The 14,456-nt window shown below is 60.3% G+C and carries 16 protein-coding genes and 1 tRNA gene; 11 read left to right on the plus strand and 6 right to left on the minus strand.

What is annotated here, in order from left to right; genetic code table 11:
• Positions 1–203 precede the first annotated feature (203 nt).
• Positions 204–1,085, plus strand: coding sequence for a polyphosphate kinase 2 (gene ppk2 / locus PH562_RS20665; RefSeq protein ID WP_285175416.1), 882 nt, complete (start codon positions 204–206; stop codon positions 1,083–1,085).
• Between the two features lie 24 nt (positions 1,086–1,109).
• Here the strand turns inward: ppk2 and PH562_RS20670 are convergent, their stop codons facing one another.
• Complete coding sequence (locus PH562_RS20670; RefSeq protein ID WP_285175417.1) at positions 1,110–2,357, minus strand: hypothetical protein; 1,248 nt, start codon at positions 2,355–2,357, stop codon at positions 1,110–1,112.
• Between the two features lie 405 nt (positions 2,358–2,762).
• Here PH562_RS20670 and PH562_RS20675 point away from each other — a divergent pair, with 405 nt between their 5' ends.
• The 4 genes from PH562_RS20675 to PH562_RS20690 all read left to right on the plus strand — a co-directional run bounded on the left by PH562_RS20675 (position 2,763) and on the right by PH562_RS20690 (position 4,784).
• Positions 2,763–3,722, plus strand: a complete 960-nt coding sequence (locus PH562_RS20675; protein ID WP_285175418.1) for an NAD(P)H-dependent flavin oxidoreductase — start codon at positions 2,763–2,765, stop codon at positions 3,720–3,722.
• Positions 3,723–3,860: 138 nt separating this feature from the next.
• Positions 3,861–3,936 (plus strand) — tRNA-Thr (locus tag PH562_RS20680).
• A gap of 273 nt (positions 3,937–4,209) precedes the next feature.
• A complete protein-coding gene (locus PH562_RS20685) occupies positions 4,210–4,458 on the plus strand; it encodes a DUF982 domain-containing protein (protein ID WP_285175419.1) in 249 nt (82 codons plus the stop codon).
• 74 nt (positions 4,459–4,532) lie between these two features.
• Positions 4,533–4,784, plus strand: a complete 252-nt coding sequence (locus PH562_RS20690) for a DUF982 domain-containing protein (protein WP_113229390.1) — start codon at positions 4,533–4,535, stop codon at positions 4,782–4,784.
• 260 nt (positions 4,785–5,044) lie between these two features.
• On the opposite strand, the gene PH562_RS20695 is transcribed toward PH562_RS20690, so the two are convergent.
• Entirely contained in the window at positions 5,045–5,650 is a 606-nt protein-coding gene (locus tag PH562_RS20695; protein WP_350223780.1) for a class I SAM-dependent methyltransferase, read from the minus strand.
• Positions 5,651–5,954: 304 nt separating this feature from the next.
• Between PH562_RS20695 and PH562_RS20700 the strand changes: the two genes are divergently transcribed.
• Positions 5,955–6,833, plus strand: a complete 879-nt coding sequence (locus PH562_RS20700) for a glycosyltransferase family 2 protein (RefSeq protein ID WP_285175421.1) — start codon at positions 5,955–5,957, stop codon at positions 6,831–6,833.
• Between the two features lie 152 nt (positions 6,834–6,985).
• Positions 6,986–7,285 carry a putative quinol monooxygenase gene (locus PH562_RS20705; RefSeq protein ID WP_092708861.1) on the plus strand — a complete coding sequence of 100 codons (300 nt, stop codon included), beginning with the start codon at positions 6,986–6,988 and terminating at the stop codon, positions 7,283–7,285.
• 76 nt (positions 7,286–7,361) lie between these two features.
• Here PH562_RS20705 and PH562_RS20710 read toward each other — a convergent pair whose 3' ends face one another.
• From PH562_RS20710 to PH562_RS20720, 3 genes are all read right to left on the minus strand, one after another.
• Positions 7,362–7,763, minus strand: coding sequence for a hypothetical protein (locus PH562_RS20710; RefSeq protein ID WP_285175422.1), 402 nt, complete (start codon positions 7,761–7,763; stop codon positions 7,362–7,364).
• Between the two features lie 265 nt (positions 7,764–8,028).
• Positions 8,029–8,181 (minus strand): hypothetical protein, encoded by a 153-nt coding sequence (locus PH562_RS20715; protein ID WP_285175423.1) that lies wholly within the window; start codon positions 8,179–8,181, stop codon positions 8,029–8,031.
• Between the two features lie 165 nt (positions 8,182–8,346).
• Complete coding sequence (locus PH562_RS20720; protein ID WP_285175453.1) at positions 8,347–9,573, minus strand: LysR family transcriptional regulator; 1,227 nt, start codon at positions 9,571–9,573, stop codon at positions 8,347–8,349.
• A gap of 440 nt (positions 9,574–10,013) precedes the next feature.
• Here PH562_RS20720 and osmF point away from each other — a divergent pair, with 440 nt between their 5' ends.
• The 4 genes from osmF (at position 10,014) to PH562_RS20740 (ending at position 14,011) form a co-directional block, all read left to right on the plus strand.
• Complete coding sequence (gene osmF, locus PH562_RS20725) at positions 10,014–10,922, plus strand: glycine betaine ABC transporter substrate-binding protein OsmF (RefSeq protein ID WP_113229394.1); 909 nt, start codon at positions 10,014–10,016, stop codon at positions 10,920–10,922.
• Positions 10,923–11,154: 232 nt separating this feature from the next.
• Complete coding sequence (locus tag PH562_RS20730) at positions 11,155–12,321, plus strand: ABC transporter permease (RefSeq protein WP_285175424.1); 1,167 nt, start codon at positions 11,155–11,157, stop codon at positions 12,319–12,321.
• Positions 12,322–12,326: 5 nt separating this feature from the next.
• Complete coding sequence (locus tag PH562_RS20735; RefSeq protein WP_285175454.1) at positions 12,327–13,265, plus strand: ABC transporter ATP-binding protein; 939 nt, start codon at positions 12,327–12,329, stop codon at positions 13,263–13,265.
• The gene (locus tag PH562_RS20740; protein WP_285175425.1) at positions 13,262–14,011 is read left to right on the plus strand and encodes an ABC transporter permease; all 750 of its coding nucleotides are present in this window, start codon (positions 13,262–13,264) and stop codon (positions 14,009–14,011) included. Before PH562_RS20735 ends, PH562_RS20740 begins: the two co-directional genes overlap by 4 nt.
• 25 nt (positions 14,012–14,036) lie before the next feature.
• Here the strand turns inward: PH562_RS20740 and PH562_RS20745 are convergent, their stop codons facing one another.
• On the minus strand, positions 14,037–14,420 hold the full coding sequence (locus tag PH562_RS20745) for a YciI family protein (RefSeq protein WP_285175426.1): 384 nt from the start codon (positions 14,418–14,420) through the stop codon (positions 14,037–14,039).
• Positions 14,421–14,456 lie beyond the last annotated feature (36 nt).

Below are 14,456 nucleotides of genomic sequence, written 5' to 3' on the forward strand. Positions count from 1 at the left end.
CGCGTCTTATCTGCGATTCATGACAGAAGTATTCGGCTCTATCCACAGAAGCCAGTAACTGGCAAAAATAAATGTAGCCGGCAAAAGAGGGTGGCGGCAAAAGGCTTGAAACTATTGGATAAATGCCCCAGTTTTCTGGCCAAGCTTTTTTGCCGCCGCCGGTGGCAGGGTTAACGCTATGTAAACAGCCGAGGAGCCGACATATGGGGGAGAAGACAGGAAGCCGGGCGGTGGAGCTGGATATTCATGGCATCAAGCGCATATTCGATGTCGATGATCCCATCCTGCCGAACTGGATCGATGACGAGGCACTGACCTCGGGTGGCTATCCCTACAAGAAGAAGCTGAAGGAAGAAGAATATCTCGATGAGCTGAAAGCGCTGCAGATCGAACTCATCAAGGTGCAGTTCTGGCTGCAGGCGACCGGCAAGCGGGTGATGGCGCTCTTCGAAGGCCGCGATGCCGCCGGCAAGGGAGGCTCGATCGCTGCGACCTCAGCCCATATGAACCCTCGTCTGGCGCGCGTGGTGGCGCTGACGAAGCCGACCGATCGTGAAAGCGGCCAATGGTATTTCCAGCGCTATGTCGCCCAGTTTCCGACGGCGGGCGAATTCGTGCTCTTCGACCGCTCCTGGTATAACCGCGCCGGCGTCGAACCGGTCATGGGCTTCTGCACGCCGCAGCAATACGAGCAGTTCCTGAAGCAGGCCCCCAGGATGGAGAAGCTCATCGTCCAGGACGGCATCTACTTCTTCAAATTCTATCTCGATATCGGCCGGGAGATGCAGCTGAAGCGTTTCCACGACCGGCGCCATGATCCGCGCGCCGTCTGGAAACTTTCCTCGATGGATATCGCCGCACTGCCGAAATGGAAGGACTACAGCGAGAAGCGCGACCGCATGCTGAAGGAAACGCATACGGACCACGCGCCCTGGACTGTCCTCCGCGCCAACGACAAACGGCGCGCGCGCCTGAACCTTATCCGTCACATTCTGCTGACGCTCGACTATGACGGCAAGGACAAGGAAGCCATCGGCAAGGTCGACGAGAAGATCCTCGGCATGGGATCGGATATCCTCGCCTGACGAGTTCGAAGCATCGCCCGGGACTTATTGCCCGGGCAGGACGCGGATGGCGTAGATATTGACGCCGCGGGCCTTGCCATCGACATCGCTATTGATGATGAGGTGCCCTGAACTCGTCGGCGCCATGGCGCGATCGAATTTGACCTGGAACAGCGAATCCGTTTTTTGCCGGCTGACGGTGAAACGATGGCGGCCGCAACGCCCGAGTGAACCGAAATCGCACTCCACTGTGATCTGCGTCGGTGCATCCGAAGTGGACTGCAAAGTCAGCGCGATCGTCGAGGCTTTTCCCGCCATCTGCTGCAGCATATTGACGGGCACCTCGATCGAGCCACTGCCGTCCGCACCGCTGCTGAGCGAGGTCAGCCGCACGGCCGGTCCCTCGTTCTCCGAGACGTTTTCAGCCTTTGACTGCGGGCCGGCCGTCACCTTCGGCGCGTCGGTGGGCTTCAAGATCTCCAGCCATTCCGCCGAGAAGCTGTTCTGCGGATCGATGGTCGCAAGGCCCGGATTGACCGGACCGCTATTGTCGTCCTGGTCCGACATGTCCTCGTCGTTGCCGTTGCCGCTGAAATCCTGGGAATCGACATGTGCCGGCGGATTAGGCACGCTCGTATCCCTCTGGGAGGCGGACATGAGCAGGCCCGAGGTCTTGATCCACCAGGCACCGACGCCGAGGAAGGCGAGCAGAATACAGAAGACCAGCAGGCGCGAGAAGAACTTGCGCGGTTTGCGGCGCACGGCCGCCCGCTCCGGCTTGAAGTTCATCGACCGCGCCGGCGGCGCATCGGCCGTCGGACGCACATCGCTGTCCGCACCGAGATGATCGGCGGGTCCGGCGCGCATATCGCCGAAATCGTCTTGACGTGCCGCCAACTCGGCCGAGGTCGGCTCCGCCGGAACGGCGGGGCCTGCCGACATCGGCGGATCGCGTGTTTCTCCGCGTACGCTCATGACGGGTTCCTGCGGCCGTGCAGCTGTCTGCCTTGCATCGGACCTGGGCGCAGAAGGAGAAACATGCGGAGCATCCAGCTCTGGCGAAACCGGTATCGCCTGTGCGGGACGGGCGCGCTCTTCGGCCTCGATCTCGCGGATCGTCGCCTCCAGACGCTGGCGCTGGGCGGCAATGACGTTGACATCGGTAATGTCCTGCTTGCGAAGGCCGGCTTCCAGAGCCTGCCGCGCAGATTGATAGATGCGAGCCCGAATTTCCGGATTGGTGCGATCAGACCGATCCAAGGCGCTTCTGATAGCCGTTTCTAATCCGCTCACATCCGATCCTTTATGCTCACTCGCACCATACGCGCATACTCTACCGATAAGGCAGCCATATTTTCATCATCCGTTAACCGGATTCGGTAACGCCCAGTTTTGCAATACGCAAGCCTCCGGCAAGGGTTAAGGCCACTCGGGCGGGGATAAATCGCAAAGACGACGCAAATGGGGTGGAGGTGGGGCAGTAGGCAGTAGGCAGTAGGCAATAGGCAGTAGGCAGTAGGCAGTAGGCAATAGGCAGTAGGGGAAGATAGCCGGGACGGGACGGTCAAGCACTATTGCCTATTGCCTATTGCCTATTGCCTATCGCCTATTGCCTGTTGCCTGCTGCCATCTTCCCCTCTCGATAGACATCTGCTATCCCTTTTGACGTTTTCGTAAACGTCAAAAGGGATGATGTCCATGGCCCTCCCCTCCATCCTGACCGAGCACCTGCGCCTGCCGGTCGTGGCTTCGCCGCTTTTCATCATCTCCCACCCCGCCTTGACGCTGGCACAATGCAAGGCCGGCGTCGTCGGCTCCTTTCCGGCGTTGAATGCGCGCCCGGAAAGCCAGCTCGACGAGTGGCTTGCCATGATCACGGAGGACCTTGCCGCACACAATGCCGCAAATCCGGATCGTCCTGCAGCTCCATTTGCGGTCAACCAGATCGTCCATACGTCGAACAAACGCCTCGAACACGATCTGATGCTTTGCGTGAAATACAAGGTGCCGATCGTCATTTCCTCGCTCGGCGCCGTGCCCGAGGTGAACGCCGCCGTGCATTCCTATGGCGGCATCGTGCTGCACGATATCATCAACAACCGGCACGCCAATTCGGCGATCCGCAAAGGGGCAGACGGGCTGATTGCCGTCGCTGCCGGCGCCGGCGGCCATGCCGGCCAGCTTTCCCCCTTCGCGCTGGTGCAGGAAATCCGCGAATGGTTCGACGGGCCGCTGCTCCTGGCCGGCGCCATCGCCACCGGCGGCGCCATCCTGGCCGCCCAGGCGGCCGGCGCCGATCTTGCTTATATCGGCTCGCCCTTTATCGCCACGGAGGAGGCGCGCGCCGTGGACGCCTACAAGCAGGCGATCGTCGAGGGAACCGCCGCCGATATTGTCTACTCCAACTATTTCACCGGCGTCCTTGGGAATTACCTAAAGCCCTCGATCCGTGCCGCCGGCCTCGACCCGGACAACTTGCCCGAGGCCGATCCTTCCAAGATGGATTTCGAGGCCGCCACAACCGGCGTAAAGGCCTGGAAGGATATCTGGGGTTCCGGCCAGGGCATCGGCGCCGTCAAATCCATCCAGCCAGTATCCGCCCTGGTTGACCGGCTGGAAGAAGAATACCGGCAGGCGCGCGCCCGGCTGGCACTTTGATCGGGCGCGAAATGCGGTACTTTTTTCACAAGCATCCCGCTTTTTTGCCAATTGGCGATTTGAGCGCTTGAAATCTGACCACATAGACTGTATCAGCGCCATGCAAATCGCGGGGCCGAACCGAATGCTCCGCAGAATGCCGCTTTAGCTCAGTCGGTAGAGCACATCATTCGTAATGATGGGGTCACGTGTTCGAGTCACGTAAGCGGCACCATTTATCCTGTCACCCCCGGTATCCTCAGCTCCGTTTCAGGTGTTGATAGTCTTCTTTCGGTTCGCCCGCGCCGTCGACCAAATTTGTCGCGAGAAGTACCGATCTTCGCGTGATCGGCCAGTCATGCACTCAGGCGCGATTTTGCTGATATCGCGGGCGAGCGGATGAAGATTGATCACATATGTCTCGAAGCGGCCGCCGGATTAAGAAAGTTAAATGCACGCCCATGGCAAAAGGCCCAAAACAGCCTCTGCTTTGACGGAGTCTGCTACCATGAACATCGTGCCGCACTTCTCTCCAATCCGCGTCATTCGCAACGATTCCGGTGAAGTGAAATCCGTAGGCACGGCCGACGAAGTCTGGAAGACGCTTCTCGATGACTGGCCTTCGGAGGAAGGCGACTGCTTTCTGTCTGCATTGCTCATCTGCATCGACGTCCAACGCGGCAGGCGAGCACCGGAAGAAGCGCGCATCGCCTTCATTGCCGCGGCGGCCGAAGCGGGGGTTCCCTTGCTGTCGTGACGCTGCGGATTCGACCGGCAGGCCTCCTGGAACATTCCAGCCAACCGCACGTTGACCGCGGAAGGAGAAACTTCATGGCCCAATGGTGGAGCAAACCCGTAATCGTCGAGACCCGCAAGACGGGCGACCGGCTGGTGATATCGAATGCGGAACGCGCCCTGGAATACATGGCGAAGGAGTGGCCGACGCTCGAGGATGGGCAAGCCTACAAGACCGCCAGAAAAGCGCTAGCGGACGCGCATGAGGGCTCGCTTGAGGCGGAGAAGGCCAGGGAGGCTTTCATCGCGGCTTTGCAGGAAGGCGATATCTTCATCTTCGAGGATTGAACCTGAGTCGGCCCATGATCGGCCGGTATTCAAAATCCTGGTGGGAAGCTCCACGCCAATGAGTCTGCCGCGTCAATCATTTGGCAGGCGCTGAATGGCAGCGGCCTTATCGACCTCGTATCAGCGACGGGCGCCTGCTGGCAGGCCATGACGCCTAAAGCGCAGTGCGATCTTTCAGAATCGCTTTTCGCGCTTCAGGTCTTTGATTTTGCGCATGTTATGTTGTCGCAAAACCGCACCGCGCTTTTGCGGGGCATGCTTCAGAGCCGCTTCAGCGAGAACGAAAAATGCCCGTGGGATTCCACGGTCATGTATTCGAACTGCCAATGGAAATCCTTGCAGAACTTGGTGCAGGCTTCGACCACGCCATATGGAATGGCATCGACGACATTGCCGGTGCAGAAGTCGTGGCCGGCGATGCGGCCGTCCTGCTTGACCTTGAAGTGGCTGATCTGCAGCTCCTCCAGGGTCGTCTCGTAGCTGTGATTGGTGTCGACATAGACCCAATCGAAAAAGCTATTGGGAAATTCCGAAAGCCGCACGGTGGAATAGCCCTGGACGATGCGCAGGCGGCCTTGATCCAATGCGCCCCGGAATTTTGACCTGATCTGCTCCAGGCCCTCCTGATAGCGGGGCGTATCCCACGCGTCGATCAGGTAAAGCTCCCGCGGCGCATTCTTTTCAAAGATCTCGGCGGTGAAATCGCCGAAGGCCGCACCGATCTCGGCACAGACGCCGCCATGCGGCAGGCGGTGCAGAAGCTCGCCGCGATCGGGCAGCAGCCGGGCATTTTCCATGTGATGCAGGCCGAGCTGCGTATGCGGCATGCCGCTCTTATACTGAAATCTCGAGTCGCGCGTTTGCATTTGGCGGCGGATACCTTCGATATCGGCTGAAGGGCAGATCGCATAGACGACCTGTTTCTGGACCGTGGATGCTGCAAGTCTTGGCATTCATGGCTTGCGTCAGGCATTCGCGAGCCGATCACAAATGCCGGCCGGCGAGACGGCCGCCTCTTTCGAAACGCTCTGTCGACGGCTGTAAATGAGCCAGCCGCCGACAACGAAGCAGCTTTTGCGCGCAATCCGTTGAATGCGTGCGATTGGCACAACCAATGATTCAGCTTTTGGTGGTTCCGTGCGCCTGGGGATCATATTCTGGAGGATGCTCATGAAAATTGCCGTTGGCGTGGCGACATGCGGTCGCAAGGCGATTCTCGCCGCGATGATCGATAGATTGGCGAAGCAAGCGCGCAAGCCGGATCATCTCTTCCTGTGTCCGGCCAAGGGCGATGACATCAATACGGAGCACTTACGTTCCGCACCCTTCCCCGTGACGATCGTCTCTTCACCGCAGGGAAGCTGCCCGCAGCGCAATGCCATCATCGATGCAGCCGTCGGCATAGATGTGGTTGTCTTCTTCGATGACGATTTCTTCCCGGCAACGAACTATCTCTCCGAAACGGAAGTCCTATTTGAGGCGGATGAAGAGATCGTTGTGGCGACCGGCGAAGTCGTTCGTGACGGTATCCTTGGACCGGGCCTGACGGCGGACGAAGCGGATGCGGCGCTCGCAGCCGATGCCACGCCCTTTCCGGTGCCAACGATCGAGGACACGCACAACGCCTATGGCTGCAACATGATTTTTCGCCGGAAGCAGATGCTCGCAAATGGCATCTATTTCGACGAGGATCTGCCGCTCTACGGCTGGCAGGAGGATGTGGATCTGTGCCGGCGGCTGCGTCCTTTCGGCAAGATCGTCAAGTTCAATCGCCTGCGGGGCGTCCATCTCGGCGTCAAGACCGGCCGCACATCGGGCCTGCGCCTTGGGTACTCCCAGGTCGCCAATCCGCTCTATCTCGTCAAGAAGCGCTCGGTATCGCTGAAATGGGCGCTGAAGCTGATGGGCGGCAATATCGCCTCGAATGTCGTCGGCTCCGTCAGCCCACCGCCCTATATCGACCGGCGCGGTCGCCTGCAGGGCAATCTCCTCGCGGTCAGCCATCTGCTGAGCGGATCGCTCGATCCGAAATACATCAACCGGATGTGAACGCCGCGATCCAGCAAGAATCCCATGCGCGATAAAAATTGAAGTTTGGCGTTCGAGCGGTCCCGTTCCGTGGTAATGGTTGAAACCGGCCACACATCCGGTGGCATCCGTTATTCCCTATCCGTATTGAATATCGTTTCAAGGACATTTCCATGATTCACGTGCTCGCCATCCTCACCGCCCATCCCGGCAAGCGCGCCGAGGTGCTCGAAGCATTTCAGGCGAATGTTCCGGCCGTCCATGCTGAAGACGGCTGCATCGAATATACCGCCGTCGTGGATGTCGAAGGGGCCGATCCTGCCTTTGGGCCTGATACGTTCGTCGTGGTCGAGAAATGGGAAAGCCTGGCCGCGCTGAAGGCGCATGCCGCTTCCGCGCATATGGCTGCCTATGGCGAGAAGGTGAAGCACCTGATGGCCGATCGCGCCGTTCACGTGCTGAATCCGGCATGACCCAATGCTGTCAGACAGCTCGTAAACTCATCCTCAGACGGCGCCGAAAGGCGCCGTTCTGCCATCGGACAGGCCCTCAGTTGTGCGAAAAATGCGGCTGGCTGTAATAGCGCCAGTGGCCGCCGCCGCCATGCCATCCGCGATGGCCGCCGGCATACCATCCGTGATTGTATCCGCGCCCGCCATACCAACCGTGGTGATGGCGATAGCCGCCATAGCCACCGAAAACGCCGAATACCCCCAAGGGATAGTAGGGCTGGTCATAGCTGTAATAGGGTCGGTCATAGCCATAATACGGCGCGTAGTAGCCGTAATATGGGCGATAGTAGTGATGGCGGTAATAGTAGTGATGATGATAGTGCCTATGGACGATCATCCGATGGTGGTGTCCATGATGATGGTGAGGACGCGCCTCGGCATAGGTTGCCGGCAACACGACCATACCTAGCGCAATCAGCGCTGTTGCCAGAATTTTCATTTCCAGCCTCCTTGAATGCCGGACGTAAACGCTACTCGTATTACTCGCGTCCTCCGGACGATATAATAAACGCAATAGCGCCTTCGAAAGTTCCGCTATCCCTTGGAGAGCAGGCGTTTTCGCGACATCGCCATAGGTCCGCCTAAGCGCGATCGCGCACTTCTCGTCTGATGGGTTTCAATCGGTATCGTCAGGACGGAAGGAGGAGGACGCGATAGATGGGTAGTCGCAAAAACGGCGCCCGAAGGCGCCGTTTTCATGCCAATCAGCTGCCGTCAGGCATGCGAGAAATGCGGCTTGCTGTGCCAGCGATGATGGCGATCTCCATGCCGCCACCCTTCATGGCGATGCCAGCCATGATGATGAGGGCGATAGTCGCGATGATGGTGTTGATGCCAGCGGTGATGGTGATGATCACGCGCCTCGGCATAGGTAGCAGGTAAAACAATAATGCCTAATGCGACGAGCGCCGTTGCAAGAATTTTCATGTATGGTCTCTCCTTGGGTGCCGAACGCGCCCCCCGGCTGCGTACGCCCGGACTAACCTAACCGACCTAAACGCGAAGATGCCGCATTTGTTCCGCTACCGGGGGGATGACGAGCGCTTTCGTGTCGTACCCATCTCTCCAACCAATTCGCGAACCGCCTGCTGGATCAGCCGGCAAGCTTCCACCGAGGCTTTACGGCCGTTATGGGCGAGATGATAGGACAGCGGCAAGATCTCATCGGGCTCGACTATGCGAACCTTGTCTGCGATCGGAAGCGCGCTGACGCGGCCGAGAAACGACACATAGCCATGATTGGCGACGAGATCGACGATGACGGGCAGGGAATCGGCCGAGGTGATATCGCGGCCGCGAAATCGGCGGCGATCGCGGCTGTCATAGCCGAAGGCCGTCGCGGCATTGCCGATGCCGGTCCGGGGGCTCGGCACGCAGAGCGGATGGTTTTCGACGAGCGCGGCAAACGTCTGCTCCGTGCTATCGGGCGGGGCGATCGCTACCATGTCCGTGGCGACTAGTTCCACATGTTCGAAGGCGTCGAGGCCGAAGACGGAATCAACGATGGCGACATCGATGCGGCCGGACCGGAGCGCCTCGCGCAAATCGTCGGCCGTCATCAGCAGCAGCGACAGCATGTTGCTGTTGCCGCCGATGTTCCAGCGCGATACCAGGCTCGCCAGCGAGCGCGCCACCCAGCTTTCCGAGCCTGTGGGAATAATAGAGCCGATGCGGACCGCCCGCGCAGTGCGCTGAAAGCGCTCGTCCGCCGCCGCTTTCATCTCGTCCCAGGCCTGTGCGATCGCGGCGAGAATGGCGTGAACTTCCTGGCCGGCCTCCGTCAGCACCGAGCCCTGCGCCTGCCGGGCGAACAGGCGGCAGCCGAACAATTCCTCCAGATTTGCGATCTGCAGGGAGAGCTGCGGCTGGCCGAGACGCAGGCGGCGGGCAGCGCGATTGATGCTGCCCTGATCAGCGACCTCGAGGAAACGTTCGATGGTTGCGATCTTCAGCGGCAGGCGCGCGGCCCATTGGTCATAGTCCCCTGGCGCTGGCGGCTCCTTCACCAGAGCGGAGAGTTGGCGGATACAGCGGAGAATGGGCTGCAGGCCTTTCTGGACCTTCGAGCTCGCCAGAAGGGTCGCAAGCTCGCCGGAGGCACGCTCGACAAGCTTCATGGCAAGCTCCGTTTCGAGCCGGCGCAGAGCACTGGAGACGGTCGAGGCCGAGAAGGATAGCCTGCGCGCGGTCTCCCTCACCGAGCCGATGGAGAACACCATGTCGGCTATGAACAATGCGCCGAGATACAAATCAGCCCCCTCAGCCGCGGCGCGCATCCTGGCTCGACCGCAGCAATATCAACGATATCCCGACGATATGACGTGTTCTCGAAAAAAGATATCCCTAAGCCGAAAAGCGGCGGCTATCGTTTCTTGCCGCCTACCGATCCAGCCGTAAAATGAGATCGGAACAGCGCCAAACGGGTAAGGGGAACAAAAACAAACGCACTTGCCTCCGAAAAAAGAAATCCAATTTCGCGCGAATGTCGAGTACGCTCGTCATAATCGCGCGACTGCAACGGGTATTCGGGGCGCATCGACTTTTCCGCGATGAGCGCTAACTGCCTGAAGCAGCCACAAATTCGCTTGTGGGCCGCCGGTCCGCTCCAAGCCTGCCTGTCGGACTGCGGCCCTTCAAGGCGGCGCGGGCAAGCAGAAGAACGATTTAACGGGGTACAAAGGGAAACATCATGTTCAAGAAGCTTGCACTTGCCGCCACGCTGACGGCTCTCCTTGCCAGTGGCGCCAGCGCTGCCGACGTCGTCGTCTCCTCCAAGATCGATACCGAAGGCACGCTGCTCGGCAACATCATCCTCGCAGCACTCAATGCCAACGGCATCAAGGCTCAGGATCGCATCGCTCTCGGCACGACGCCGGTCGTGCGCAAGGCCATTACTGCGGGCGAAATCGACATCTATGCCGAATATACCGGCAATGCCGGCTTCTTCTTCAACAAGGCCGACGATGCGGCCTGGAAGAACCTGCAGCAGGGCTACGATCTCGCCAAGAAGCTGGATTACGACGCCAACAAGATCGTCTGGCTGACGCCCTCGCCGGCCAACAACACCTGGGCGATCGCCGTGCGCAACGATGTCGCCGGTCCGGCAAAACTGAAAACCATGTCGGACTTCGGCAAATGGGTTGCCGGCGGCGGCTCGATCAAGATCGCGGCCTCTTCCGAATTCGTCAACTCCCCGGCAGCCCTGCCGGCCTTCGAGACCACCTACAGCTTCAAGCTGAAGCCGGATCAGGAAGTCGTGCTTTCGGGCGGTGACACAGCCGCGACGATCAAGGCTGCGGCCGACCAGACCAACGGCGTCAACACGGCGATGGTCTACGGCACCGACGGCGCCATCGAAGCGGCGGAACTGACCGTTCTCGAAGACGACAAGAGCGTGCAGCCGGTCTATGCACCGACGCCGATCATCCGCGAGGCCGTGTTGAAGGCCAATCCGAAGATCGAAGAGGTTCTGGCGCCGATCTTCAAGGGCCTGACCGCTGACGTGCTGCGCAAGCTGAACGGCCGTATCCAGGTCGATGGCGAGCCGGCTAAGGCTGTTGCCGAATCCTACCTCAAGGACAATGGCTTCCTGAAGTAAGGCACTGACGGTGCTCTGGAGCATGATGCCGAAAGTGTAAACGGTTTTCGGACGACATCATGCTCCACTCCTCTAGTTCCGGAGCGGATTCAGATTTTAGGTCTAACAGACCTAAAATCATCCGCTCCAGCGGCTCCATTTTGATAAGGTAGAGCCGCGGACATTCGAATGGGCATGATCTTGTCCGAACCCGCCTTGAATTCTGGGCTCATGCGCTGACGGAGCTTGCCTGATGGAAGATGCGCTAGCGGTCCGCAGAGTGGATCGTCTCGGAGTGGTATTGGTGGCCGGCGGCGTGCTGGCAACGGCCTGGATGCCGTTCATCATCGTCAAGGCAAACCGCATTGCCGCCGGCAAGCCGCAACTGCTGACGCAGCTCATTGCCCAGCCGGCCGCGCTGTGCCTGCTCGTCCTTCTGGCCGCAGCCGCGTTCGCCGCGCTTTTCCTGCGCAACCAGATCATTCGCCTCGGGATCGCAACGCTCGCGATCGCCATGCTGATCGTCACCCTCGGACTGGTCTCGACGGCCGCGACGCCTGCGGGCAGCACTGTGGCGCGCATTACCCCCGGCGGCTGCTTCTGGGTGCTGCTCGCGGTGGTAGGATTGATGATTTCGGATGCGCTGGTCAAGCTGCGGCTGACGCCCTGGCTGCGGGTTGCGGCACTGGCTGTTTATGCCGCCCTGCTTGCCGCGGTCCTGCGCTCCGGCCTGCTCAACAATCTCTCGATCATGAAGGAATACGCCAACAATGCCGACAAATTCTGGCATGAGGCGTTCAACCATGTGTTCCTGTCTCTGGGCTCGGTCGCGATCGCCATCGTGCTGGCGCTGCCGCTCGGCATCTTCTGCTATTGGCAACCTGGCACCCGCGCCGTCGTGCTGCGGGCGCTGAGCCTGGTGCAGACCATCCCCAGCCTTGCCCTCTTCGGCATTCTCATGCTGCCACTCGGCTATATCGCCGCCAACGTGCCTTTCGCCGCCGAGATCGGCGTCAAAGGCATTGGCGTGGCGCCGGCGCTGGTGGCGCTCGTCATCTATTCTCTGCTGCCGATCGTCGCCAACACCGTTGTCGGCCTTGCCGGCGTCGACCCTTCCGTGCGTGATTCCGCCACCGGCATGGGGCTGACGCGCCGGCAGATCCTGACCGGTATCGACTTGCCGCTCGCCTTTCCGGTCATCCTCACCGGCATCCGCATCGTGCTGGTACAGGCGATCGGCCTCGTCACCGTGGCGGCGCTCATCGGCGGCGGCGGCTTCGGTCTCTTCATCTTCCAGGGCATCGGCCAGACGGCCAATGACCTCGTGCTGCTCGGCGCCGTGCCGACGGTCTTTCTCGCCTTCTCATCGGCCGTCATCCTCGATGCGGTCATCGACAGCATCCGGGGACAACGCGCATGACCAACATGATCGAGCTCAAGGGCGTCACCAAGCGTTATGGCAACGCCACAGTGGTCGATAATGTCAGCATGAGCATGGAGAAGGGCACGATCACCGTCATCGTCGGTACGTCCGGCTCCGGCAAATCGACGCTGATGCGCATGATCAACCGGCTGGTGCCGATATCGGCCGGCCACATCTCCGTTGCCGGCGAAGACATCATGAATGTGCCGGCGACCGAGCTTCGCCGCCGCATCGGCTATGCCATCCAGGGGCACGGCCTTTTTCCACATCGCACCGTTGCACAGAATATCGCCACCGTCCCGGAGCTGCTCGGATGGGAGAAGACGCGCATCGACAGCCGTGTCGAAGAACTCCTCAATCTCTTCCATCTCGACCCCGGCACCTTTGCGGGCAAATATCCGAGCCAGCTTTCCGGCGGCCAGCAACAACGCGTCGGCGTCGCCCGCGCCCTTGCGGCCGAACCGGAACTGCTGCTGATGGACGAGCCCTTCGGCGCGCTCGACCCGGTCATCCGCGGCAAGGCGCAAGACGATCTTCTGGCGATCCAGAAGCAGTTCGGCACGACCATCGTCCTCGTCACCCATGACATGGACGAAGCCTTCCATCTCGGCGATAAGATCGCGGTCATGAGCGGCGGCAAGCTTTTGCAATGCTCAGAGCCCGAGAAGATCCTGACGGAACCCGCCGACCCCTTCGTGCAGCAGCTCACCGGCACGTCCGACCGCGCCTTGAAGCTGATGTCGCTGCTGCCGCTGAAGGAAAGCATGCAGCCGCCGCGGCCCGGGCTCGGTCACAGCCTGCCGCAGAGCCTCAATCTGCGCGACGCATTGGCGGAATTGATTTGGCAAGGCGCGGACGAGGCGACGGTTGAGGACGAGCGCAAGATGCCCGTCGGCTCGATCTCGATCCAGCATCTGATCGAGCTGGGCCGCAAAGCATGAAATTTCTCGCCGCCAATCTCTTTCGCGTCCTGGCCCTGGCATTGCTGCTTGTCATGCTGTTCCGTCCGGAATGGCTGACGCCCGTTCTGGCGCCGCTGACGAAATTCGGGGCGTCGCCGATCTATACACAGAACAGCCTGCCGAGCCTGGCGCTCAGCCATCTCGAACTGATTCTCGTCTCGATCGCGGCAAGCGGCATCCTGGCGGTGCTCGGCGGCATTTTCGTCACGCGGCCGATCGGCGCCGATTTCCTGCCGTTGTCGCGGGCAATCGCCAATGCCGGGCAGACCTTTCCGCCGGTTGCCGTGCTGGCGCTTGCGATCTCAACCACCGGCTTCGGTGCGGTGCCGACATTTATCGCGCTGTTTCTCTATGCGCTGCTGCCGATCTTCGAGAACACGGTCGCGGGCCTGCAGCAGGTGCCCGCCTCGGTGCTCGATGCCGCCGATGGCATGGGCATGAACGGCTGGCAGCGGCTCTTCCGCGTCGAGCTGCCGCTCGCCCTGCCGCTCATCATCGAAGGGCTGAAAATCGCGACCGTGATCAATATCGGTACGGCGACGATCGGCTCGACCGTCGCTGCCAAAGGGCTCGGCGAAGTCATCATCGCCGGGCTGATCAACGACAACACCGCCTTCATCCTGCAGGGCGGCCTGATTGTCGGACTGATGGCGGTGCTGATCTATGACGGCATGGAGATGATCGAGCGGTCGGTCACCAGCAAGATCGGCCTTCAACCTCATTGAGATCGACGCCGATCACAGCTTCCCATCAGTTGCCTTCGCCTGACGGCAAGGATGCGCCAGGCAGGTAAAGCGAAATCGGTCTGACTTCATAAACGGCGGTGGGATTGACGCGGCGCAATTCGCGCGCTGCCTCGACTGCCCCCTCAATCGTCGGAAAATCGACGACGTAGAAGCCGAGCAGCTGTTCCTTGGTTTCTGCAAACGGCCCGTCGATGACCATGCCCGCACCCTTCCCCCGCAAGGTCACGGCATTCTGGGTCGATCCAAGACGCGCAGCCGGCCCCAGCGATTTCTGCGCGACCATGCGGTCATTGATCTCCAAAAGGTCCGTCATGAGCGCGGCATCTTGCTCCTTACTCCAGGATTCGACGATACCTTCCTCGTGATAGGCCAGAATGGCATAGTACATGGTTTCCCCCCTTGAGCCCTATACGTGGGCGCCAGG

The sequence above is a fragment of the Rhizobium centroccidentale genome (assembly GCF_030182565.1).
Lineage (GTDB): Bacteria > Pseudomonadota > Alphaproteobacteria > Rhizobiales > Rhizobiaceae > Rhizobium.

What these genes read in the sequence shown, in the direction of transcription:
- ppk2 (WP_285175416.1), top strand. Translation starts at nt 204, where the DNA reads ATGGGGGAGAAGACAGGAAGCCGGGCGGTGGAGCTGGATATTCATGGC.
- PH562_RS20675 (WP_285175418.1), top strand. Translation starts at nt 2,763, where the DNA reads ATGGCCCTCCCCTCCATCCTGACCGAGCACCTGCGCCTGCCGGTCGTG.
- PH562_RS20685 (WP_285175419.1), top strand. Translation starts at nt 4,210, where the DNA reads ATGAACATCGTGCCGCACTTCTCTCCAATCCGCGTCATTCGCAACGAT.
- PH562_RS20690 (WP_113229390.1), top strand. Translation starts at nt 4,533, where the DNA reads ATGGCCCAATGGTGGAGCAAACCCGTAATCGTCGAGACCCGCAAGACG.
- PH562_RS20695 (WP_350223780.1), bottom strand. Translation starts at nt 5,650, where the DNA reads ATGCAAACGCGCGACTCGAGATTTCAGTATAAGAGCGGCATGCCGCAT.
- PH562_RS20700 (WP_285175421.1), top strand. Translation starts at nt 5,955, where the DNA reads ATGAAAATTGCCGTTGGCGTGGCGACATGCGGTCGCAAGGCGATTCTC.
- PH562_RS20705 (WP_092708861.1), top strand. Translation starts at nt 6,986, where the DNA reads ATGATTCACGTGCTCGCCATCCTCACCGCCCATCCCGGCAAGCGCGCC.
- PH562_RS20710 (WP_285175422.1), bottom strand. Translation starts at nt 7,763, where the DNA reads ATGAAAATTCTGGCAACAGCGCTGATTGCGCTAGGTATGGTCGTGTTG.
- osmF (WP_113229394.1), top strand. Translation starts at nt 10,014, where the DNA reads ATGTTCAAGAAGCTTGCACTTGCCGCCACGCTGACGGCTCTCCTTGCC.
- PH562_RS20730 (WP_285175424.1), top strand. Translation starts at nt 11,155, where the DNA reads ATGGAAGATGCGCTAGCGGTCCGCAGAGTGGATCGTCTCGGAGTGGTA.
- PH562_RS20735 (WP_285175454.1), top strand. Translation starts at nt 12,327, where the DNA reads ATGATCGAGCTCAAGGGCGTCACCAAGCGTTATGGCAACGCCACAGTG.
- PH562_RS20740 (WP_285175425.1), top strand. Translation starts at nt 13,262, where the DNA reads ATGAAATTTCTCGCCGCCAATCTCTTTCGCGTCCTGGCCCTGGCATTG.
- PH562_RS20745 (WP_285175426.1), bottom strand. Translation starts at nt 14,420, where the DNA reads ATGTACTATGCCATTCTGGCCTATCACGAGGAAGGTATCGTCGAATCC.